Here is a 19,575-nt window from a genome sequence, read left to right on the forward strand (position 1 = left end):
CGCCGCAGCCGACCCACCCTTCGAAGGAGAAGCACCATGAACGAGATCCCCAAGCCGAGCGTGCCCGCGCCCGACATCATCCGCTGCGCCGCGATGGACCTGGTCGTCACCGACCTCGCCGCGAGCCGCGCGTTCTACGTCGACGTGCTCGGCCTGCACGTGACGGAGGAGGACGACGAGGCGATCTACCTGCGCTCGTTCGAGGAGTTCATCCACCACAACCTCGTGCTGCGCAAGGGCCCGGTCGCGGCCGTCGCCGCCTTCGCGTACCGCGTGCGCACCCCCGAGGACGTCGATCGCGCCGAGGCCTACTACAAGGAGCTCGGCTGCCGCACCGAGCGACGTGCGGACGGCTTCCAGAAGGGCTTCGGCGACAGCGTGCGCGTCGAGGACCCGCTGGGCTTCCCGTACGAGTTCTTCTACGCGACCGAGCACGCCGAGCGGCTGCACCAGCGCTACGACCTCATCTCGGCGGGCGAGCTCGTGCGCCTCGACCACTTCAACCAGGTGACCCCCGACGTGCCGCGCGGCCGCAAGTACCTCGAGGACCTCGGCTTCCGCGTCACCGAGGACATCCAGGACGACCAGGGCGTGACCTACGCCGCGTGGATGCACCGCAAGGGCACGGTGCACGACACCGCGCTCACCGGCGGCAACGGCCCCCGCATGCACCACATCGCGTTCTCGACGCACGAGAAGCACAACATCATCCAGATCTGCGACAAGCTCGGCGCGCTGCGGATGTCGGACCACATCGAGCGGGGACCGGGCCGTCACGGCGTCTCGAACGCGTTCTACCTCTACATCACCGACCCCGACGGCCACCGCGTCGAGATCTACACGCAGGACTACTGGACCGGCGACCCCGACAACCCCGTCATCACCTGGGACGTGCACGACAACCAGCGCCGCGACTGGTGGGGCAACCCGGTCGTGCCCTCGTGGTACACCGAGGCATCCCCCGTGCTCGACCTCGACGGCAACGTCGTCGAGATCGTCGAGCGCACCGACTCGAGCGAGATGGAGGTGACGATCGGGGCCGACGGCTTCTCGTACACGCGCGCCGGGGACGAGGACGGCACCTACCGCGGCGAGGCGTCGAAGGGCTTCAAGATCGGCAACCAGCTGTGACGACCCCTCACCTGCGGCCGGGGCGCGGCCTCGACGACGCGACGGTGACGAGCATCGCCGACGAGCTCGCCGAGGCCACGCGCGCGCGCGGCACGATCGAGCGGATCTCGACCCGGTTCCCGCAGGCGACGATCGAGGACTCCTACGCGGTGCAGCGCATCTGGCGCACGCGCCGCGAGGAGGCCGGCGCGCGGCTCGTCGGCCGGAAGATCGGGCTCACGAGCAAGGCGATGCAGGAGGCGACCGGCATCACCGAGCCCGACTACGGCGTGATCTTCGCCGATCAGGCGTACCGCTCGGGCGACACGGTCGAGCACGCGCAGTGGTCGAACGTGCGCGTCGAGGTCGAGCTCGCGTTCGTGCTGCGCTCCCCGCTCGAGGGCGAGGGGCTCACGATCGACCAGGTGCTCGACGCGACGGAGGTGGTCGTCCCCGCGCTCGAGATCCTCGACTCGCACATCGAGCTGCAGGGCCGCACGATCGTCGACACGATCAGCGACAACGCCGCGCTCGGCGCGGTCGTCGTCGGCGAGACCGAGATCGGCCCGCGCGACCGGAACCTCGCGTGGATCGGGGCCCAGTGCTTCGTGAACGACGAGGTGATCGAGACGGGCGTCTCGGGCGGCGTGCTCGGCCACCCGGCGCTCGGCGTCGCGTGGCTCGCGGGCAAGCTCGCGAGCCACGGCGACCGGCTCGAGGCGGGCGAGCTCATCCTCGCCGGCTCGTTCACGCGACCCGTGTGGGTGCACCCCGGCGACCGCGTGCGCGTCGAGTTCCAGGACGCCGGGCTCGTCGAGGTGGCCTTCCGATGACGACGTTCCGCGACGCCCTCGCCGCCGCCGACGCTCCCCTCGTCGGCCTCTGGAACGCATCTGGCAGTGCCCTCGCGGCCGAGATCATGGCCGGCTCGGGCGCCGACCTCCTGCTCGTCGACGGCGAGCACGGGCCGATCACCGTCTCGGAGCTGCTGCCGATCCTGCAGGCGGCCGCCGCCTACCCGGTCACGACGCTCGTACGGGTGCCGTGGAACGACCCGGTGATCATCAAGCAGGTGCTCGACCTCGGTGCGCAGAACCTGCTCGTGCCGATGGTCTCCACCGCTGACGACGCGCGCGCCGCCGTGCGCGCGGCGCGCTACCCCGGCGGCGCCGGCGAGCGCGAGGGCGCGCGCGGCATCGGCTCGGCGCTCGCCCGCTCCTCCCGCTGGGGCCGGCTCGCCGGCTACGTGCAGCGGGCGGATGCGCACGTGTCGGTGACCGTGCAGATCGAGACCGCCGATGCGGTGGCGAACGCCGCCGAGATCGCGGCGGTCGACGGCGTCGACGCGCTGTTCATCGGCCCGGCCGACCTCGCCGGCTCGATGGGCTACCCCGGGCGCCCCTCGGAGCCGGCCGTCGTCGCCGCGGTCGACGCGACGATCGACGCCGTGCGCGCCGTGGGCAAGCCCGTGGGCGTCAACGCGTTCGCGGAGGCCGACGCCGACCGGTGCATCGCGCGCGGCGCCGCGTTCGTGTTCGTCGCGGCCGACGTGACGCTCATGGCCCGCGGCTCGGAGGCCGCCGTCGCGCGACTCAAGCGCCCGGCGGGCGAGGCCGACTCCTACTAGCGGCGACGGGCGGTCAGCCGTCCTCGCGCTCCGGGTTGTCGAGCCGGAAGAAGTTGGACTGCGACCCGTCGGAGCGCGTCTCCGACCGAGCGGGCGCGTGCACCACTGCTCCGCGCCGAGCCGCCGTCGTTGACGCCATTGGCTAATGCAATTAGCCTGATGGCATGACCTCGCGCACCGCGTCCGCCCGCCTGCCCTTCGAAGGCGTCGACCTCGCCTACGACGTCACCGGGGAGGGCCCCCTGATCGTGTGCCTCCCGGGCATGGGCGACCTCCGCAGCGCATACCGCCACCTCGCCCCGCTGCTCGTCGAGCGCGGTCTGCGCGTCGCGGCGCTCGACCTGCCCGGCCATGGCGACTCGGACGCGCCCGCCGAGCCGATCGTGAGCCAGCGGGCCATCGCGCGGGCGGGGGTCGCGCTCGTCGAGCGGCTCGGCGGGCCCGCGATCGTCGTCGGCCACTCGTACACCCCCGACAGCGCGCTGCTCGCGACGCAGCTCGCCCCCGACGCTGTCGTGGGAGCGGTGGCACTCGCTCCGTGGGCGAGCGCCCCGGCCGCCTCGCCCGCGATGCGCGCCGCGACGCGCCTCGTCACGCGCACCCCGTGGGCGTGGTCCCTCTTCTACCGCTCGCTGCACGAGTCGGCGCCGGCCGACCTCGCGGCGCACCGCCGGCGCATCGTCGCCTCGCTCCGCCGGCCGCACGGCACCGCTGCGCTCGCCGCGATGGGCGCCGGCACGGCGAAGGACGCCCTCGACGTCCGCGGTCGGCAGAGCGCGCCCGTGACGGTCGTGATGGGCGAGCGCGACCCGGACTTCCGCGACCCCGTGGCCGAGGCGCGCGCGTACGCCTCGGCGATGCCCGCGGGCGTCGCCGAGGTGCGCATGGTGCCGGGCGCCGGCCACTACCCGCACGCAGAGCGACCGGGGCAGACGGCGGATGCGGTGGTGGCGCTCGCGCACGGGCTCGGCCTCGTCGACGGCCCGGCCAGGGCGCCGCGTGCCTAGGGCGGGCCTCTCCCGCGAGGCGCTCGTCGAGCTCGCGCTCGCCGAGCTCGACGCCACGGGCGGCGCGCCCCTCTCGATCGGCGCGATCGCCGCTCGAGCGGGCGTGCGACCGCCGTCCATCTACAAGCACGTCGACGGGCTCGCGGAGCTCGAGGCGCTCACCGCCGCCCGCACCTACGACGACCTCGCCGACGCGCTCGCCACCGCCACCGCCGACCACGGCGCCGACGACGCCGCTCGCGCCTTCCTCCACGCCTACCGCGCGTTCGCGGTGCGCTACCCGGCCCGCTACCGGGCGCTGCCCGTGCAGCCGTCCGGTCACCCGGCGCTCGAGGCGGCGGCCGCGCGCGTGCTCGACCTCGCGGGCCGTGCTGTCGCGGGGCTCTCGGGCGACGACGCGATCCACGCGCTGCGAGGCCTTCGTGCCGCGGCGCACGGCTTCGCGACCCTCGAGGCGGCCGGCGGCTTCGGCCTCGGCACCGACGTCGACGCATCCTTCGACCGCCTCGTCGAGCGCCTCGTGGGCTGAGCGGAGCCGCGCGGAGCGTCCCAGCCCCCGTCCGGTCGGCCGGGGTACAGTCCTGTGCCTCAGGACGAGCCACCGGGAGGACGGCCATGCAGAGCAGCGACCCGATCGACGCCACCCTGGATGCGGCCGACGCACCCGATCCCGACCACGGAGCCAAGCCGGACTCGCCGCCGAAGCTCGAGGGCCAGAGCTGGAAGTACGCGCTCAAGCGCGCGCTGAAGGAGTTCGGCAGCGACGGGGGCACCGATCTCGCGGCGATGCTCACGTACTACACGGTGCTCTCGCTCGCGCCGGGGCTGCTCGCCGTCTTCTCGATCGTCTCGCTCGTGCTCGCGAACAACGCGAGCATCGTCACCCAGCTCGTCGACCAGGTCGTCGAGCGCTACGTGCCGGCCGATTACCGCGCACTCGTCGTCGACCTCGTCGAGACCCTCTCCGACTCCGCGACCGGCGGCGTCATCGCGCTCATCATCGGCATCGCGACGGCCGTCTGGGCCGCATCCGCCTATGTCAAGGCGTTCTCGCGCAGCATGAACATCATCTACGGCATCGAGGAGGGTCGCGGCCTCATCCGGCAGACGGCGACGATGCTCCTCATCACGCTCGCGCTGCTCGTCGGGGTCTTCCTCGTGCTGGTCTCCCTCGCGCTGAACGAGGCGCTCGTCGGCGGCCTGCTCGCTCCGCTCGCCGAGCCGCTGGGCCTCGGGGGCTTCGTCTCGTTCATGACCGGGGCGTTCCTCCCCGTATGGGCATGGCTGAAGTGGCCGGTGATCCTCGCGCTCGTCATCGCGATGATCGCGCTGCTCTACTACCTCGCGCCCAACCTGCAGCAGCCGAAGTTCACGTGGGTGAGCATCGGCTCGGTCATCGCGATCGTCGGCATCGCGATCGCCGCGGTGGCGCTGTGGGTCTACTTCTCCTTCTTCGCGGGCTACAGCTCGTACGGCACGATCGGCACCGTCATGGCGCTGCTGTTCGCGCTCTGGATCTTCAACATCGTGCTGCTGCTCGGCGCCGAGGTCGACGCCGAGGTCGAGCGCGCGCGCGAGCTGCAGGCGGGCATCGAGGCGGAGTCGGCGATCCAGCTGCCGCCCCGCTCCACGAAGAAGGTCGAGAAGAAGGCCGCGGCGCGCGACAAGCTCGAGGCCGAGGGCCGCGAGCTGCGCGAGGAGCTGGGCGACGACCCGGCCGTCGCCGGCGGGCGCGACGGCTCGGCCAGGGGCGACGACGGTCGCGACCGCACCGACAGGGGCGTCCGCGAGGCGGGCCGCGACCCCGATGCGGCCGCAGACCACCCCGAGCGCCGGAGCCGGGTCAAGCGCAAGTTCCTCGGCATCTTCCCCCGCAAGGATTGACCGAGGGGCCGGGGGCCCGGGCGCGCCAGTCCCGGCCGTGCATCGGCCCTGCGCCGTTCAAGAACACTGTTGTCCAGCCCTGCACTCCGGCGTAGCATCCCCCGCGTACAGCGGTGGACGGCCCGGGCGCATGCGGATCGGTGCGTCGCGCGCCGCTCCATCGCGCGCAGTTCCTCGAGGGATGTCAACGGCGACATCCGGAAGGAGATCGGACATGAGGAGTTCGCGCTTCGTCGTCGCAGGCGCTGCGGCGGCGGTCGTGATAGCGCTGTCCGCGCCCGCGGCGAACGCGGGGCCGGGACAGCACGGGCCGGACGACGGGCACCTGCTCGGCACCGGCGAATGGGGCAAGATCGCGCTCGTCGGCCAGGTCACGGTGCACGACGCCGAGGAGGGGCTCATCGCCGATGTGGCCGTCGACCCGGACGGCGACTACGCCTACCTCGCCCGCTGGGGCGGGTCGGATTGCGCGGGGCCCGAGACCGGCGGTCAGGGCTCGCCCGATGGCGGCGTGTACGTCATCGACATCTCCGACCTGGAGAGCCCCGTGGAGGTGGGCTTCATCCCCACCCACCAGGACACGCTCATCGGCGAGGGCATGCAGGTCGTCCGCTTCGAGACGGAGCAGTTCTCGGGCGACGTGCTGGTGGTCAACCACGAGCAGTGCGGCAAGAACGGGAAGGCCGGCATCTCACTGTGGGACGTGACCGACCCCCTCAAGCCCAAGAAGCTCAGCGAGCACTTCGGCGACATCACCATCGACGGAGCGCGCGCGACGCCCGACGTCAACCAGACGCACAGCGCGTTCCTGTGGCAGGCCGACGGGCGGGCGTACCTCGTCGCGACCGATGACGAGGAGGCGTCCGACGTCGACATCTTCGACGTGACGAACCCGAAGAAGCCGATGCTCATCGGCGAGTTCGACCTCAACGAGTTCGGCGTCTCCCAGCCGGCACTCGGTCTGACGGACTCGTTCCTGCACGACATGGTCGTGAAGGAGATCGACGGCACGTTCTACATGCTGCTCTCCTACTGGGACGGCGGCTACGTGATCCTCGACGTCGACGACCCCGCCAACCCGGTGTACGTCGCCGACAGCGACTTCGCCCCTGTCGACCCGGAGGTGCTCGCGGCCCTCGGCTACGAGCTCATCCCCGAGGGGAACGCGCACCAGGCCGAGTTCACGTCGGACGACCGCTTCGTCATCGGCACCGATGAGGACTTCGACGCGTACCGCCTCGTCGTCACGACGGACGACGGCGATGTCGCGAACGCGCGGGCCGGCGAGCTCACGACCATCGAGGAGGCGGAGGCGATCACGGGTACCGCGGTCTTCCTCGGCAAGGCGTGCCCGGGCGACGCAGTGCTCGCAGCCCCGTCGGAGGACGGCTACATCGCGGTCGTCGAGCGCGGCGAGTGCTTCTTCGAGGAGAAGGTCCAGACGGTGCTGGCCGCCGGTGGGTACGACGCGATGCTCATCATGAACCGCGAGGGTGCCGACGCGTGCAACGCGACGACCGTGCCCTCGTACACCACGGATGAGATCCCGGTCATCTTCATCGGCCGGGAAGCGGGGTACGACCTGTTCGACACCGCGGGCTTCGACATCGACGCGTGCCTGGAGGGCGATGAGACGGTCGACGCGCCGATCGCGGTCGGCACCGTGGGCGATGTGGTCACGGATGTCGGAGCCGTCTTCGACGGCTGGGGCTACGTGCACCTCTTCGCGGTGGGCGACGACATGAGCCTCACGGACGTGGACACGTTCGTGATCCCCGAGGCGATGGACCCGGACTTCGCGGAGGGCTTCGGCGACCTGTCGGTGCACGAGGTGGCCACAGACCCGCTCGACCCGTCGCTGGCCTACCTGTCGTACTACAGCGGCGGGCTGCGGGCGGTGCAGATCCAGTGCGCCTCCGAGGCCGACCCGACGACGTGCGAGCTCGTGGAGGTCGGCGGCTACCTCGACCCCGAGGGGAACAACTTCTGGGGCGTCGAGACGTTCGTCCGCGACGGCCAGACGTACATCCTGGCGAGCGACCGCGACTCCGGCCTCTGGATCTTCGTCGATCCGTGAGCCCGGGCTGCGGGAGCGCCCGGAGGGGTCGGCATCGTGCCGGCCCCTCCGGGCGTTCCGGGCGTCCTCCCGCGCCGCGACTCGCTCGGCGGGAAGCGCGGTACGGTCGGAGGCAGGCGGAAAGGCGGATCGTGACCGGTCACCCCGAGAGCGCGGGCGCGGGCGCGCTCAGCGACCTCGTGCGCGGCGCGCTCGACACGCTCAGCGACGGCGAGCGGAAGGTGGCGAGGGCACTGCTCGCGCACTACCCGATCGCGGGTCTCGAGACCGTCGCCGAGCTCGCCCGGCGCGCGAGCGTCAGCCCGCCGACGGTCGTGCGCTTCGTCACTCGGCTCGGCTTCGGCGGCTACCCCGAGTTCCAGCGACGGCTGATGCGGGAGGTGCACGAGCGCCTCGGCTCACCGCTCGAGCAGTACGGCCGCCCGGAGCTGCACGTCGCCGACGACGGCCTCGCGCGCGCGGCGCGCATCCTCTCCGCCGGCGTCACCGGCACGATCGACGCGCTCCCGCAGCGCGAGTTCGACGTCGCGGTCGAGCTGCTGTCCGATCCGCGCCGCCCCGTCTCGCTCGTCGGCGGTCGCTTCAGCCGGATGCTCGCGCAGTACCTCGGGTCGCACCTCGCGCTGCTGCGCCCGCACACGGCCGTGCTCGAGGAGGGCGAGCTCGGGCGGCTGACGGCGGTCTCGGACCTGGAGCGGCGCAGTGTGCTCGTGGTGTTCGACTACCGGAGGTACGACCCCGAGGTCGTGCGGCTCGCGCGCGTCGCGAGCGAGCGGGGCGCCGCCGTCGTGCTGTTCACGGACCGCTGGCTCTCCCCTGCGGCCGAGGTCGCGACTGCGGTCCTGCCCTCGGACGTCCACGCGCCGTCGCCGTTCGACTCGCTCGTGCCCGCGCTCGCGCTCGTCGAGGCCGTGATCGCCGGCGTGACGGCGCGGCGAGGCGAGGCGGGCAGGGAGCGCATCGAGCAGGTCGAGGCGCTGCGGGGCGCAGCAGCGGCGCGCGGCCGCTGACGGCTCACCAGCCCTGGAACGGCGCGAGCTGCTCGTCCGAGACGAGCCCCGCGACAGCGTCGTCGATCGCCTGCGCCACGATCGACGCAGCCTGCTGGGTCTCGCGCTCCGAGATGGTCAGCGGCGGCGTCAGCTCCAGCACGTTGCCGCGCACCGGGTACGCGACGGCGCCGAGCTCCCAGCACCGGTACGCGACGCGCGCCGTGAGCGCGGTCGCCGGCGCAGCGCCTTCGCGGCCCTCCACGAGCTCGACGCCGAGGGAGAGCCCGCGCCCGCGGACGTGGCCGACGTGCGCCGCGCCGGGTCGGCCGCTCGAGGCGTAGTCCTCGAGCAGGCGGCGCAGCTGCGCGCCGCGACGGCGCGCGTTCCGCGTCGCCTCCCCGTCCCGCACGAGCCGCAGCACCGCGCGCCCCGCCGCGCATGAGATCGGGTTGCCGATCGTCGTCATCAGGGCCGACGCGACCGGCTCGTCGAGCACCTCCGCGGGCCCGACCGCGGCCGAGAGAGGCAGGCCGCCGCCGAGCGCCTTGCCGAGCGTGAGCACGTCCGGCAGCACCGCCTCGTGCTCGAAGGCGTGCGTGCGACCGGTGCGTCCGAGGCCCACCTTGACCTCGTCGAGCACGAGGTACGCGCCGTGCGCGTCGCAGAGCCCGCGGAGGCCCTCGAGGAAGCCCACGGCCGGCACGATGACCCCGCCGTCGGACTGGATCGGCTCGACGATCACCGCCGCGATCGTTCCGCGCTCGAGCGCGCGCGCCGAGCGGGCGAGGACGTCGGCGACAGCGGTCGCACTGTCGCCGGTGTGCGGGCGGAACGGATCGGGATACGGCAGGAGCTCGACGAAGGGATCGGCAGGAGCGCCGGCGGCGACGTGCACGCCCGAGACGCCCTGCGCGACGCCGAAGCCGCCGTGGTAGCCCTGCTCGAACGCGAGGATGCCCGGGCGTCCCGTCGCGTGCCGGCAGCCCCGCAGCGCCACATCGTTCGCATCCGTCCCGGCATGGCCGAGGTACACGCGCCGAGCGGTGGCGGGCGACCGCGCGGGCACGAGCGCGAGGAGCTCCTCGGCGAGGGCGACGGCGTCGGGATGCGTGCCCGAGAGGATCGACGCGCCGGCCGGGGCCGCGGCCGCGTCGGCGATCGCGCGGGCGATCGTCGGCTCGCCGTAGCCGAAGCCCGCGGCGGTCCAGCTCGCGCTGAGGTCGAGCAGCTCGCGACCGCCTGGTTCGACGAGCGTCGACCCCTGGCCCCGCACGGCGGCGAGGGGGAAGAAGCGCAGCCGCTCGACCCCCGCGATGGCCTTCGCGTCGCGAGCGGTCAGGTCCTCGACCTCCGCGCGGGAGCGCCCGGCCGGAGCGATCATCCGGCGGCCGCGGCCTCAGCCACCGCGCTCCGGTGGTGCTCGAGGCCGAGCACTCGCTCGGCCGCCGCGAGATAGCCGGCGAGCAGCGCGCGGGCGACATCGCCGACCGACTCGTCTCCGGGGAGGAAGCGGGAATCGTGCAGCGCCGGCTGCGGATGCTGCCCTGCGGTCTCGACGCCGACGAAGAGCATGAGCGAGGGCACCGCCTCGCTGAAGTACGAGAAGTCGTCGGCGCCGAGCGAGCGGAGCGGCTCGGCGGCGTCGACCCCGAGCCGCGCCAGCCAGTCATCCGCCCCGAGCGCGAGCGCCGAGTCGTTCATCAGCACCGGCTCGCCCTCGATGCGCACCGCCTCGGCGCGCGTCCCGAACGCCTCGGCGGTCCTCGCGGCCATCGCCTGCACCGCGTCGAACAGCCGCCGGCGATCCCCCGGGTCGGTCGTGCGCATCGTGGCCCGGAGTCGGGCCTCAGCCGGCAGGACGTTCGCCGCACCCTCCCCCGCGGTGAGGGTGCCGACGCTGATCAGCGCGGGGTGCAGCGGCGAGACGGTGCGTCGCACCACCTCTGGCAGCGCGATCGCGACGTGGGCGATCGCGGCGACCACATCGGCGCCCTCGTGCGGGTAGCCGCCGTGCCCGCCGCGGCCCTCGATGCGGATCTCGAGCTCGTCGGCTGCGGCATTGATGAAGCCGCTGCCGGTGGCGACCGCGCCGGTCGGCACGCCGGGGTGCACGTGCGCGGCGATGACGTGGGCGACGTCGAGCCGCTCGAGCGCCCCCTCGCGGAGGATGTCGAGCGCTCCGGACGGGTAGCTCTCCTCGCGCGGCTGCAGGACCGCGACGAGGCCGACGGGCAGGTCGAGGCCGGCGGATGCGCGCACGAGCGCCGCAAGGGCGGCCTGGTGCACGTCGTGCCCGCACGCATGCATCGCTGCGCCCTCAGCGGCGAAGGCCGCCCCCGTGCGCTCGGCGATCGGCAGCGCGTCGAGCTCCGCGCGGATGGCCACGGTGGGCCCGGCGGCGGGTCCGAGCCGTGCGATGCCGCCCGTGCCGGCGACCTCGTCGAAGCGCACGAGGTCCGTGAGATGGGCGGTGACGCGCTCCGTGGCGGCTCCCTCCTCGCCGGAGAGGCACGGCATCGCGTGCAGGTCGTGCCGCAGCCCCACCGCCGCGGGGAGCTCCCGCTCGAGCGCTGCGCTCCAGCGGGCGGCGAGCTCGACGAGCCGAGCGGGGTCCGCGCTCACGCCTCGTCCGTCCGCGCGGCATCGAGCCGGTAGACGCGCCGGGCGTTGCGCCACGCGACCAGCTCGGCGACGCGCCGCTGCTCCGCGAGGGGCCAGCCGTCGCGCGCGGCGAAGGCGTCGAGCGCGTGCCCGAGGCCGCGGCGGAACAGCAGAGCCCCGAGGTGGTAGAGCTCGGCGACGCCGAAGGCGTCCGACGAGAACAGGATCTTGTGGAACGGCGCGAGCTCGAGGGTCTCGGCGATCACCTCCACCGAACGCGCCCCGGTGTAGTTGATCGCGAGCCCGACGTCGAAGTAGACGTGCGGGAAGACCTGGGCGAGGTAGCCCGCCTCGCGCTGGAACGGGTAGCAGTGCAGGAGCAGGATGCGCGCCCCCGAGTCGCGGGTCGCGCGCAGGAAGCCGGTGAGCAGCAGCGGGCTGCACCGGTGGAGGTCGACGTCGGCGTCGCCGTAGCCCACGTGGAACTGGATCGCGCGCTCGCGGTCCACCGCCGTCCACAGCAGGTGGCGGATGATGACCTCATCCTCGAGGCGCGCGGCCCCCGTGCCGAGGCGACCTGCCCACGCCTCGACCGCGGCGTCGACCTCCGCGTCGGCGGGCCGAGCGGCATCGAAGTCGAGGCCGATCCGGTACGCGGCGATCGACTTGACGCCGACAGCGCGCTCGAGCCGCTCGTCGAGGCGGCGCGCGAAGGCCGTGCGGAACGCGCGCGGCTCGCACCCTTCCTCCAGCAGCTCCTCGGCGAGCCGCTCGAGGCGCACGACCTCGTGCGTGCTCGCGGCGGAGGCCGCCGCCATGCCCGCGGGGTCGAGGATCTCGTCGCCCCGATGGCCGGTCTCGATCAGGTACTCGCTGATGCCGGCGGCGCGCAGCAGGCGCTCGCTCGCCTCGGCGCCGAGCTCGCGGCGGCGCTCGAGGTAGTCGTCGGGGCTCGCGAAGGCCGGCAGCCCGAGCACGGGCGCGCAGTAGCGGCGGATGGCGAAGCCGACCTGGGTGTCGAAGTGCGACGTGCCCTCCGGCGCCGCCCAGTCGGACTCCGTGATGAGGTCCTCGAAGGCCGCTCGCTCGAGCGGCGCCACCATGACGCCGTGGCAGTGGTGGTCGATCAGCGGGATGCCGTCCAGCGCTTCGTGCATCGGGCCATCCGCTCGCAGGTCAGTAGACACCCGTGTACACCTCGCACTGCTCGGCGAGCGAGCGCGCCTGCACGGAGGCGAACTCGTCGCGCTTGATCGCCTCGAACGTGGCGAGGAACGCGGGCGAGAACCAGCCGGAGACCACCTTGTCGCGACGGAGCATCGTGAGCGCCTCCTCGAGGTCGCGCGGGAGCCGGGCGAGGCCGGCGTGGCGACCGTCGAGGTCGAGCTCGCCCTCGACGATCTCGGGGGTCTCGAGCCCCTCGCGGATGCCCTGCATGCCGGCCCGCAGGATCATGCCGAGCAGGATCCACGGGTTGGCGCCGATGTCGCCGCCCCGGAACTCGAAGTGCAGCTGACGGCTCGGGTCGCGGCCGTCGATCTCGTTCGTGGGGCAGATGCGCAGCAGCGCCTCGCGGTTCTGCAGGCCGAGGAACGCGCGCGCCGTCGACCAGTTGTGCGGCGCGAGCCGCAGGTAGCTCGTGGCGAGCGGCGCGAAGAGCGCCGCCATCGCCGGGCCATGGCGCACGATGCCCGCGGCGAAGCTGCCGGCCAGCTCGGACAGACGGCCCGGGCGCGCAGGGTCGAACACGAGCGTGCGCCCCTCGGCGTCGTCGAGCCCGAAGTGCACGTGCACTCCGTTCCCGGTCTCGCCGGGTGCCACCACGGGTGCGAACGACGCCTCGCGGCCGTGCGCGTCGAAGATGTCGTAGACGATGTCGCGCACGAGGATGGCCCGGTCGGCGGCCGCGAGCGGATCCGTCGGGGCGACCGTGATCTCGTACTGGTGCCGGCCGTACTCCGGGAGCCAAGTCTCGGGCTCGAGGCCCGCGCGGTGGAGCACGCTCATGAGCGCGGAGCCGATGGGCTCTGCGTTCCGGAACGCCTGCAGCGAGAAGGGATGGTGGTCGCCCTTCGCGCTCACGTCGACGAACTCGTGCTCGAACGCGCACCGCGTCGTGATGCCGAACTCCTCGCGCAGCTGCGCCACGGCGTCGCGGAGGAACGTGCGGGGGCAGCTCTCCCAGGGCGAGCCGTCGGTGTCGACGAGGTCGGCGAAGACGATGTTGAGCGGCGGGCGGCCGGGGATGCCGTCGACCCGGGTGAGCGAGCCGTGGTCGGGCTTCAGGCGCAGATCGCCCGTCGAGCCGTAGGGGATGTCGTCGACGATGTGGCCGAGTGAGCCGATGCCGAGGTTGGCAGGGACCCAGCCGAGCGACGTGTCGGGCCCGAAGTCGGCGAGGCGCATCGATCGCCCCTTCGTCCGCGCCGCGATGTCGGTCGTCGCGATGAAGATGAGCTCGTCGAGCTCGGGTGCGCTCTCGCGCGGTGCGCCGGCGTGCATGATCAGGCGAGGTCCTCTGCGGTCAGTCGCGACCCGATGCGGTCGGCGAGGGCGGGCTTGGCGAGCACGATGACGAGGCCGATGAGGCACCACGCCCCCGCGATCCAGGGGAAGTACGTGTACGGCGCGACCTGCCCGGCGATCTGGATGACGTAGACGTACACCAGGAACGCGATGCCGAGGACCGGGATGACGGCCTCCCACTTGGGGATTCGCGAGCCGCGCGCGAAGGTGTGGCGGATGACGCCGACCGAGCACATGGCGTAGGCGACGACCATGCACAGGGTGGCGATCGTGGCGTACCAGTAGTAGGCGTCGACGCTCGTGGCCCCGAACAGGCCGAGGGCGACGGCGAGCACGACGGTGAGCACGACGACGAAGACGGTGCTCGCGACGGGCACGCCCGTCCTCGGGCTGAGCCGGGCGAACCGCTCGGGGCCGAAGCCGTCACGGGCGAGCGCGAAGAGCAGCCGGGATGCCGCGGCGGTGGAGCTCAGCAGCGACGCGAACGCGACGAGGAACGCGAGCACCGAGATCAGCACCGCGAACCACGGCCCGATGTAGGTGGAGGCGAGCGTCGTGAGCGTGGAGGACGCGGTGCTGAAGGCTTCGACGCCGGCCGCGTCGGTGCCGAAGCCGATGGTCTGCGCGAACATCACGAGCACGTAGATGGCACCGGCGAGCACGACGGCGAGCAGGAGCGCGATGGGGACGACGCGCTTCGGGTTCCGGGTCTCCTCGCCGAGCGAGGTGCCCGACTCGAAGCCGGCCCAGGAGAGGAAGCCGAACACCGCCGCGGTCATGATGGCGCTCACGGGAGCATCGCCGGGAAGCAGCACCGACAGGTCGACGCCGGTGGAGACGGGCGCAGCGCCCACGGCCACGCGCACGATGATGACGACCGACAGCACGACCATCGCGGCGATGCCCACGAAGCCGATGCCCAGCAGCGTGCGCGCCGTGACCGTGGACTCCCGCACGTTGAGCAGCAGCGCGAGCACCGCGACGACGACCGGCACGAGCATCCACGACCACCCCGGCAGCGCGATCCCGAGCTCGGCGACCATCGCCTCGAAGAAGACGGCGCACGCACCCGCGATGCATGCGGCGAAGAACAGGTAGGTGCCCAGCAGCGCGAAGCCGCCGAAGAACCCGGCGCGCGGACCGAGCGTCGCGCCGGCGAGCGCGTAGACGGAGCCGGCGTGCGTGATCGTGCGCGTGAGCCTGATGAAGGCGTACGCGACGAGCATCGTGCCGACGAACGAGACGAGGAACGTGAACGGCACCGCGGATCCGACGAGGCCCGCGACGCCGATCCCGTTGAGGGACATCGCCATCACCGGTCCCATGAAGCCCACCGAGATCGCGACGACCTCCCAGAGGCGCAACGACCTGCGGGGGGTCGCGGTCGTGCGGTCCTGCGCGTTCACCGTCGAAGCCATGGATCTGAACCCTTCCCTCGAACGTCGTCGTTGACGTTCATCAGACGGCGAGCCGCCATTCGGAGCAATGTGTAACAGACATTACACACGCTCCGGGGCTCGGCGCGCATGCCGACGACGGTCGCGCCGCGTCCTCATCCGGCGGTCTGCCCGAGCGCGACGAGTGCCGTGACGACCGCGACCGCGGGGAAGGCGCCCTGCACGACCGCGGCTCGCGCCTTCGTGCGATCGCTCGTGACGAGGAACAGCGCAGCCGCGAGCATGATGCCGGTCGCCGTGAGCAGCACGGCGAGCCCCGCGCCGCGCGCGCCGGCGAGCAGCATGACGATGCCGGCGAGCGCCGCGACCCCGAGCAGCAGGTTGTACACGCCCTGGTTCGCGGCGAGCTGGCGCGACTGCGCCGCCTGCTCGGGCGTCGTGCCGAACACCCGCCGCGTGCCCGGCTCCTCCCACCGCAGCGTCTCGAGCACGAAGATGTAGCCGTGGACCGCCGCAGCGAGGGCGCCGGCGACCGCGGCGATGACGGCGAGGTCCATGCGGGGCAGTCTAGGCGCCGTCATCCCCGCCGCAGCACCCGAGCATGCAAGAAGCCCCGCTCTCGCGGGGCTTCGCAGTGCTGGGGTACCTGGACTCGAACCAAGAACAACTGAACCAGAATCAGCCGTGTTGCCAATTACACCATACCCCAATGGCCGCATGCCTCAGCGAGCGAGCCAAGAGACGAGCATACCGGAACCGCAACCCGGGCGCGAATCGCGCCCACCGCATCCGCCGCCCGCGCGGCGCGCGCTCAGCGCCCGACGGCCTGACCCGAGACGTCGACGGAGTAGCTCAGCGTGCACAGCCCCTCGCCCGTGCAGTCGACGGAGCCGCTCACCGGCACCCCCATGAGACCGGTCGCCCGGATCTGCCACGAGCTGGGCTCGCCGCGCCGCACGGCCTCGGCCGTCGCCGTCGCGAACGCGTCGATGTCGGCCTGGTCGACGTCCCACCCGAACGCAGCCGACCCGGTCTGCACGGCGCGCATGGCCGACGGGAACTCCGCCCATCCGACGGGCGCGCGCTGCATGTCGAACCGCTGCACGACCCCGCGCTCCGTCGTCGCCGTGACCGACGACATCATCTCGGAGAAGTAGCCCTCGCCGTTCAGGCCGCCGCCCTCGCCCACGTACATCGTCGTGTCGAGGAAGCCGTATCCCGGCGCGATGACCGCTTGCGCGTCATCGGCCATCGAGAGGTCGGAGGCCGGGATGGGGCGCTCGCTGAGGTTGAGCGTCACGACCTGGTACTGGACCGCGTACGAGGTGCCGGCCTCGCCGAACTGCGTCGTGTTGTTCGCCGACACCTCCTCGGGCAGCGCCTCGCGGGGCTGCCCGAGGCCGCCGGCGAGGATCTGCTGCGTGAGCAGGAAGATGCCCGCGATGAGGGCGATGCCGATCGCCGGCATCAGCCACGAGAGGAACCGCTTGCGACGGGCCTTGCGCTCGGGCGGCGTGAGCACTGCCGACTGGGCCGGGCGATCGTCGATGAGCGTCATGGGGTGCCTCCTGCACGATGCAGCGCGTGCAGATCAGGGTACATCCGCGCGCGGCCCTCCGGTCCTGCTGGATGCGGCCGCGCGACCGCGAGCTGCCGTCAGCGACTCCGGGCGATGAGGTCCCGGTTGATGACCGACGCGGCGATCGTGCCCTCGCCCGCCGCCACGGCGAGCTGCCGGAAGCCCGGCGTGATGTCGCCCGCGGCGTAGACGCCGCCGACGGATGCGCGTTGCGCGCGGTCGACGAGCACGAGGCCGTCGGCGTCGCGGTCGAGGCCGAGCGGCTCGGCGAACTCGAGCTGCGGGTGCCACCACGGCCGCACGAAGCCGCCGGTGCGCTCGCTCCGACGGCCGTCCTCGAGCACGACCGCGCGCATCCCGTCCCGGTCGCCCTCGATCGCGGCGATCGGCGTGCGCTCGAGCGCGACCCCGTGCTCCGCGAGCCGGGCCTCGCCCGCCTCGTCCACCGCATCCGACCCGTTGGTGAAGACGGCGAGGTCGTCGGTGTGCCGGCGGATGACCATGGCGCGGTCGACGAGGTCAGGGGTCTCGCCGATCAGGGCGAGCGCCTGGCCCCGCTTGTCGTAGCCGTCGCAGTCCATGCACGAGTGGAGGCTCGTGCCGTACCAGGGCCGCACGTGGTGCGAGGCGGGGAGCGTCTCGGACAGGCCCGTGGCGATGAGGACGGCCGACGCCCGGGTCTCGCTCTCGGCGCTCGCGCCGCGCTGCTCGGCCTGCACCGCGAAGCCGCCGTCGATCGCGACGACCTGGCGCACGGTCGTGCGCTCGAACGAGACCGTCGGGTAGCCCAGCACCTCCTCGCGGCCGAGGGAGCGCAGCTCGAGCGGCGAGATGCCGTCGCGCGTGATGAACCCGTGCGACTGCAGCGTCGCCGCGTGCCGCGGGCGGTTCGAGTCGAGCAGCCTCACGGTGCGCTGCGCTCGCGCGAGGTTGAGCGAGGCGGCGAGCCCCGCCGGGCCGGCGCCGATGACGACGACGTCGACGTCCATCAGACGCTCGCGGCCAGCCGCTCGATGCGGGCGAGCACCGACTCGCGGCCGAGCAGCTCGAGCGACTCGAACAGCGGCGGCGAGACGCGGCGGCCCGTGACGGCGACGCGCAGCGGCGTGAAGGCGAAGCGCGGCTTGATGCCGAGGCCGTCGATGAGCACCTCGCGCAGCACGGCCTCGATCGAGGCCGTGTCGAACGACTCGAGCTCGGCGAGCGCGCGGCGCGACGCCTCGAGCACCGCGTGCGCGTCGTCGCCGAGGCTCGCGACCGCATCCTGGTCGTGGTGGATGTCGGCGTCGTCGAGGAAGAGGAAGCCCAGCATGTCCTCGGCCTGGCCGATGAGCTGCATCCGCTCCTGCACGAGCGGCGCCGCCTGCTGCAGCAGCGCGCGCTCCTCGTCGCTCGGGGCGCCGTCGAAGATGCGGCCGAGGTAGGGCTCGAGGCGCGCGGCGAAGTCGTCGGGCGCGAGCATGCGCACGTGGTCGCCGTTGATCGACTCGGCCTTCTTCGGGTCGAAGCGCGAGGGGTTGGGGTTGACGTCGGCGACGTCGAACGCCGCGATGAGCTCGTCGCGCGTGAACACGTCGCGGTCGGGGGCGATCGACCAGCCCAGCAGCGCGAGGTAGTTGAGCAGGCCCTCGGGGATGAATCCGGCCTCGCGCAGGAGGAAGAGGTTCGACTGCGGGTCGCGCTTCGAGAGCTTCTTGTTGCCCTCCCCCATGACGTAGGGCAGGTGCCCGAACCGCGGGATGGCGGTCGCGACGCCGATGTCGGCGAGCGCGCGGTACAGCGCGATCTGGCGCGGCGTCGACGACAGCAGGTCCTCGCCGCGCAGCACGTGGGTGACGCCCATGAGCGCGTCGTCCACGGGGTTCACGAACGTGTACAGCGGGGCGCCGTTCGGCCGCACGACCACGAAGTCGGAGAACGAGCCGGCCGGGAAGGTGATCTCGCCGCGCACGAGGTCGTCGAACGAGAGGTCCTCGTCCGGCACCCGCAGCCGCAGGCTCGGCTGGCGCCCCTCGGCTCGGAGCGCCTCGCGCTCGGCGTCGCTCAGGTCGCGCTCGAAGTTGTCGTACCCCTGACGGGGGTCGCGGCCGCGCTCGATGTTGCGCGCCTCGATCTCCTCGGCGGTCGCGAACGACTCGTAGAGGTGGCCCGCCTCGCGCAGCCGCTCGATCACGCCCGCGTAGATCTCGCCGCGCTGCGACTGCCGGTACGGCGCGTGCGGGCCGCCCGTCTCGACGCCCTCGTCCCAGTCGATGCCGAGCCACCGCATCGCCTCGAGCAGCTGCTCGTACGACTCCTGGCTGTCGCGAGCCGCGTCGGTGTCCTCGATGCGGAACACCATCCTGCCGCCGTGGTGGCGCGCGTACGCCCAGTTGAACAGGGCGGTGCGGATGAGACCGACGTGCGGCGTGCCCGTGGGCGAGGGGCAGAAGCGGACGACGACATCGCCGCCCGTGGCGGTCGAGAAGGGGACGCTCATGATGGCTCCCATCCTAGGCGTGGGAGGATCGAGGGGTGCCGCGCGACCCCCAGCACCGCGAGGCGGACGACCCGGTCACCGTGCTCGTCGGCCGGCTCGAGCGCGCCGTCGTCGCCTCGAGACGGCAGCGCCGCGAGCTCGCGCGCGAGCTCGAGGGCGACCTGCGCGAGGCGGTCTCCGCTCGCGTCGAGGCCGGCGAGCCCGAGCACGCCGCCGCAGCTGCCGCCGTCGCGGAGTTCGGCGACCCGGCCGCGATCGCCCGCGAGCTCTCGGCCGCGATGCTCGCCGACCACGGC

The 19,575-nt window shown here is 72.8% G+C and carries 19 protein-coding genes and 1 tRNA gene; 9 read left to right on the forward strand and 11 right to left on the reverse strand.

Annotated features, from left to right (window positions below):
• Nucleotides 1–36: 36 nt before the first annotated feature.
• The 3 genes from hpaD to NWP09_RS02285 are packed head-to-tail and all read left to right on the forward strand — an operon-like array spanning nucleotide 37 to nucleotide 2,737.
• A complete protein-coding gene (gene hpaD, locus NWP09_RS02275; protein ID WP_258273923.1) occupies nucleotides 37–1,131 on the forward strand; it encodes a 3,4-dihydroxyphenylacetate 2,3-dioxygenase in 1,095 nt (364 codons plus the stop codon).
• The gene (locus NWP09_RS02280) at nucleotides 1,128–1,943 is read left to right on the forward strand and encodes a 2-keto-4-pentenoate hydratase (RefSeq protein WP_258273924.1); all 816 of its coding nucleotides are present in this window, start codon (nucleotides 1,128–1,130) and stop codon (nucleotides 1,941–1,943) included. The genes hpaD and NWP09_RS02280 overlap by 4 nt, the downstream gene beginning before the upstream one ends.
• Nucleotides 1,940–2,737 (forward strand): aldolase/citrate lyase family protein, encoded by a 798-nt coding sequence (locus NWP09_RS02285; protein WP_258273925.1) that lies wholly within the window; start codon nucleotides 1,940–1,942, stop codon nucleotides 2,735–2,737. Before NWP09_RS02280 ends, NWP09_RS02285 begins: the two co-directional genes overlap by 4 nt.
• Nucleotides 2,738–2,750: 13 nt before the next feature.
• Here NWP09_RS02285 and NWP09_RS02290 read toward each other — a convergent pair whose 3' ends face one another.
• Nucleotides 2,751–2,876 carry a hypothetical protein gene (locus NWP09_RS02290; RefSeq protein WP_258273926.1) on the reverse strand — a complete coding sequence of 42 codons (126 nt, stop codon included), beginning with the start codon at nucleotides 2,874–2,876 and terminating at the stop codon, nucleotides 2,751–2,753.
• 25 nt (nucleotides 2,877–2,901) lie between these two features.
• On the opposite strand from NWP09_RS02290, the gene NWP09_RS02295 reads away from it, so the two are divergent.
• The 5 genes from NWP09_RS02295 (at nucleotide 2,902) to NWP09_RS02315 (ending at nucleotide 8,715) form a co-directional block, all read left to right on the forward strand.
• Nucleotides 2,902–3,744, forward strand: a complete 843-nt coding sequence (locus tag NWP09_RS02295) for an alpha/beta fold hydrolase (protein WP_258273927.1) — start codon at nucleotides 2,902–2,904, stop codon at nucleotides 3,742–3,744.
• On the forward strand, nucleotides 3,737–4,273 hold the full coding sequence (locus NWP09_RS02300; RefSeq protein WP_258273928.1) for a TetR/AcrR family transcriptional regulator: 537 nt from the start codon (nucleotides 3,737–3,739) through the stop codon (nucleotides 4,271–4,273). The genes NWP09_RS02295 and NWP09_RS02300 overlap by 8 nt, the downstream gene beginning before the upstream one ends.
• 86 nt (nucleotides 4,274–4,359) lie before the next feature.
• A complete protein-coding gene (locus NWP09_RS02305; RefSeq protein WP_258273929.1) occupies nucleotides 4,360–5,628 on the forward strand; it encodes a YihY/virulence factor BrkB family protein in 1,269 nt (422 codons plus the stop codon).
• A gap of 214 nt (nucleotides 5,629–5,842) precedes the next feature.
• On the forward strand, nucleotides 5,843–7,705 hold the full coding sequence (locus NWP09_RS02310) for a PA domain-containing protein (RefSeq protein WP_258273930.1): 1,863 nt from the start codon (nucleotides 5,843–5,845) through the stop codon (nucleotides 7,703–7,705).
• Nucleotides 7,706–7,836: 131 nt separating this feature from the next.
• Nucleotides 7,837–8,715, forward strand: a complete 879-nt coding sequence (locus NWP09_RS02315) for a MurR/RpiR family transcriptional regulator (protein ID WP_258273931.1) — start codon at nucleotides 7,837–7,839, stop codon at nucleotides 8,713–8,715.
• A 4-nt stretch (nucleotides 8,716–8,719) separates the two neighbouring features.
• Here NWP09_RS02315 and NWP09_RS02320 read toward each other — a convergent pair whose 3' ends face one another.
• From NWP09_RS02320 to gltX, 10 genes are all read right to left on the reverse strand, one after another.
• A complete protein-coding gene (locus NWP09_RS02320; RefSeq protein ID WP_258273932.1) occupies nucleotides 8,720–10,078 on the reverse strand; it encodes an aspartate aminotransferase family protein in 1,359 nt (452 codons plus the stop codon).
• Nucleotides 10,075–11,319 (reverse strand): M20 family metallopeptidase, encoded by a 1,245-nt coding sequence (locus tag NWP09_RS02325; RefSeq protein WP_258273933.1) that lies wholly within the window; start codon nucleotides 11,317–11,319, stop codon nucleotides 10,075–10,077. Before NWP09_RS02325 ends, NWP09_RS02320 begins: the two co-directional genes overlap by 4 nt.
• Nucleotides 11,316–12,455: an amidohydrolase family protein gene (locus tag NWP09_RS02330; RefSeq protein WP_258273934.1), complete on the reverse strand. Its 1,140-nt coding sequence runs from the start codon at nucleotides 12,453–12,455 to the stop codon at nucleotides 11,316–11,318. The genes NWP09_RS02325 and NWP09_RS02330 overlap by 4 nt, the downstream gene beginning before the upstream one ends.
• Before the next feature lie 19 nt (nucleotides 12,456–12,474).
• Nucleotides 12,475–13,800 (reverse strand): glutamine synthetase family protein, encoded by a 1,326-nt coding sequence (locus NWP09_RS02335; protein WP_258273935.1) that lies wholly within the window; start codon nucleotides 13,798–13,800, stop codon nucleotides 12,475–12,477.
• Nucleotides 13,801–13,802: 2 nt separating this feature from the next.
• Entirely contained in the window at nucleotides 13,803–15,242 is a 1,440-nt protein-coding gene (locus NWP09_RS02340; RefSeq protein WP_258273936.1) for an APC family permease, read from the reverse strand.
• A 134-nt stretch (nucleotides 15,243–15,376) separates the two neighbouring features.
• Complete coding sequence (locus tag NWP09_RS02345) at nucleotides 15,377–15,778, reverse strand: DUF1304 domain-containing protein (protein WP_258273938.1); 402 nt, start codon at nucleotides 15,776–15,778, stop codon at nucleotides 15,377–15,379.
• 80 nt (nucleotides 15,779–15,858) lie between these two features.
• Nucleotides 15,859–15,930: transfer RNA gene (locus NWP09_RS02350), tRNA-Gln, on the reverse strand.
• Between the two features lie 102 nt (nucleotides 15,931–16,032).
• Complete coding sequence (locus NWP09_RS02355) at nucleotides 16,033–16,779, reverse strand: hypothetical protein (RefSeq protein ID WP_258273939.1); 747 nt, start codon at nucleotides 16,777–16,779, stop codon at nucleotides 16,033–16,035.
• 98 nt (nucleotides 16,780–16,877) lie between these two features.
• Nucleotides 16,878–17,789, reverse strand: a complete 912-nt coding sequence (locus tag NWP09_RS02360) for an NAD(P)/FAD-dependent oxidoreductase (protein ID WP_258273940.1) — start codon at nucleotides 17,787–17,789, stop codon at nucleotides 16,878–16,880.
• Complete coding sequence (gene gltX / locus NWP09_RS02365) at nucleotides 17,789–19,279, reverse strand: glutamate--tRNA ligase (RefSeq protein WP_258273941.1); 1,491 nt, start codon at nucleotides 19,277–19,279, stop codon at nucleotides 17,789–17,791. Before gltX ends, NWP09_RS02360 begins: the two co-directional genes overlap by 1 nt.
• 35 nt (nucleotides 19,280–19,314) lie before the next feature.
• Here gltX and NWP09_RS02370 point away from each other — a divergent pair.
• A partial coding sequence (locus tag NWP09_RS02370) for a permease prefix domain 1-containing protein (protein ID WP_258273942.1) occupies nucleotides 19,315–19,575 on the forward strand: 261 nt, incomplete at its 3' end.

Origin of the sequence: Agrococcus sp. HG114 (genome assembly GCF_024723325.1) — a bacterium.
Taxonomy (GTDB): Bacteria; Actinomycetota; Actinomycetes; order Actinomycetales; family Microbacteriaceae; genus Agrococcus.

Coding starts and splice junctions, on each gene's coding strand:
- hpaD (WP_258273923.1), top strand. CDS start 37: ATGAACGAGATCCCCAAGCCGAGCGTGCCCGCGCCCGACATCATCCGC.
- NWP09_RS02285 (WP_258273925.1), top strand. CDS start 1,940: ATGACGACGTTCCGCGACGCCCTCGCCGCCGCCGACGCTCCCCTCGTC.
- NWP09_RS02290 (WP_258273926.1), bottom strand. CDS start 2,876: ATGGCGTCAACGACGGCGGCTCGGCGCGGAGCAGTGGTGCACGCGCCC.
- NWP09_RS02295 (WP_258273927.1), top strand. CDS start 2,902: ATGACCTCGCGCACCGCGTCCGCCCGCCTGCCCTTCGAAGGCGTCGAC.
- NWP09_RS02305 (WP_258273929.1), top strand. CDS start 4,360: ATGCAGAGCAGCGACCCGATCGACGCCACCCTGGATGCGGCCGACGCA.
- NWP09_RS02310 (WP_258273930.1), top strand. CDS start 5,843: ATGAGGAGTTCGCGCTTCGTCGTCGCAGGCGCTGCGGCGGCGGTCGTG.
- NWP09_RS02320 (WP_258273932.1), bottom strand. CDS start 10,078: ATGATCGCTCCGGCCGGGCGCTCCCGCGCGGAGGTCGAGGACCTGACC.
- NWP09_RS02330 (WP_258273934.1), bottom strand. CDS start 12,455: ATGCACGAAGCGCTGGACGGCATCCCGCTGATCGACCACCACTGCCAC.
- NWP09_RS02335 (WP_258273935.1), bottom strand. CDS start 13,800: ATGCACGCCGGCGCACCGCGCGAGAGCGCACCCGAGCTCGACGAGCTC.
- NWP09_RS02340 (WP_258273936.1), bottom strand. CDS start 15,242: ATGGCTTCGACGGTGAACGCGCAGGACCGCACGACCGCGACCCCCCGC.
- NWP09_RS02345 (WP_258273938.1), bottom strand. CDS start 15,778: ATGGACCTCGCCGTCATCGCCGCGGTCGCCGGCGCCCTCGCTGCGGCG.
- NWP09_RS02355 (WP_258273939.1), bottom strand. CDS start 16,779: ATGACGCTCATCGACGATCGCCCGGCCCAGTCGGCAGTGCTCACGCCG.
- NWP09_RS02360 (WP_258273940.1), bottom strand. CDS start 17,789: ATGGACGTCGACGTCGTCGTCATCGGCGCCGGCCCGGCGGGGCTCGCC.
- gltX (WP_258273941.1), bottom strand. CDS start 19,279: ATGAGCGTCCCCTTCTCGACCGCCACGGGCGGCGATGTCGTCGTCCGC.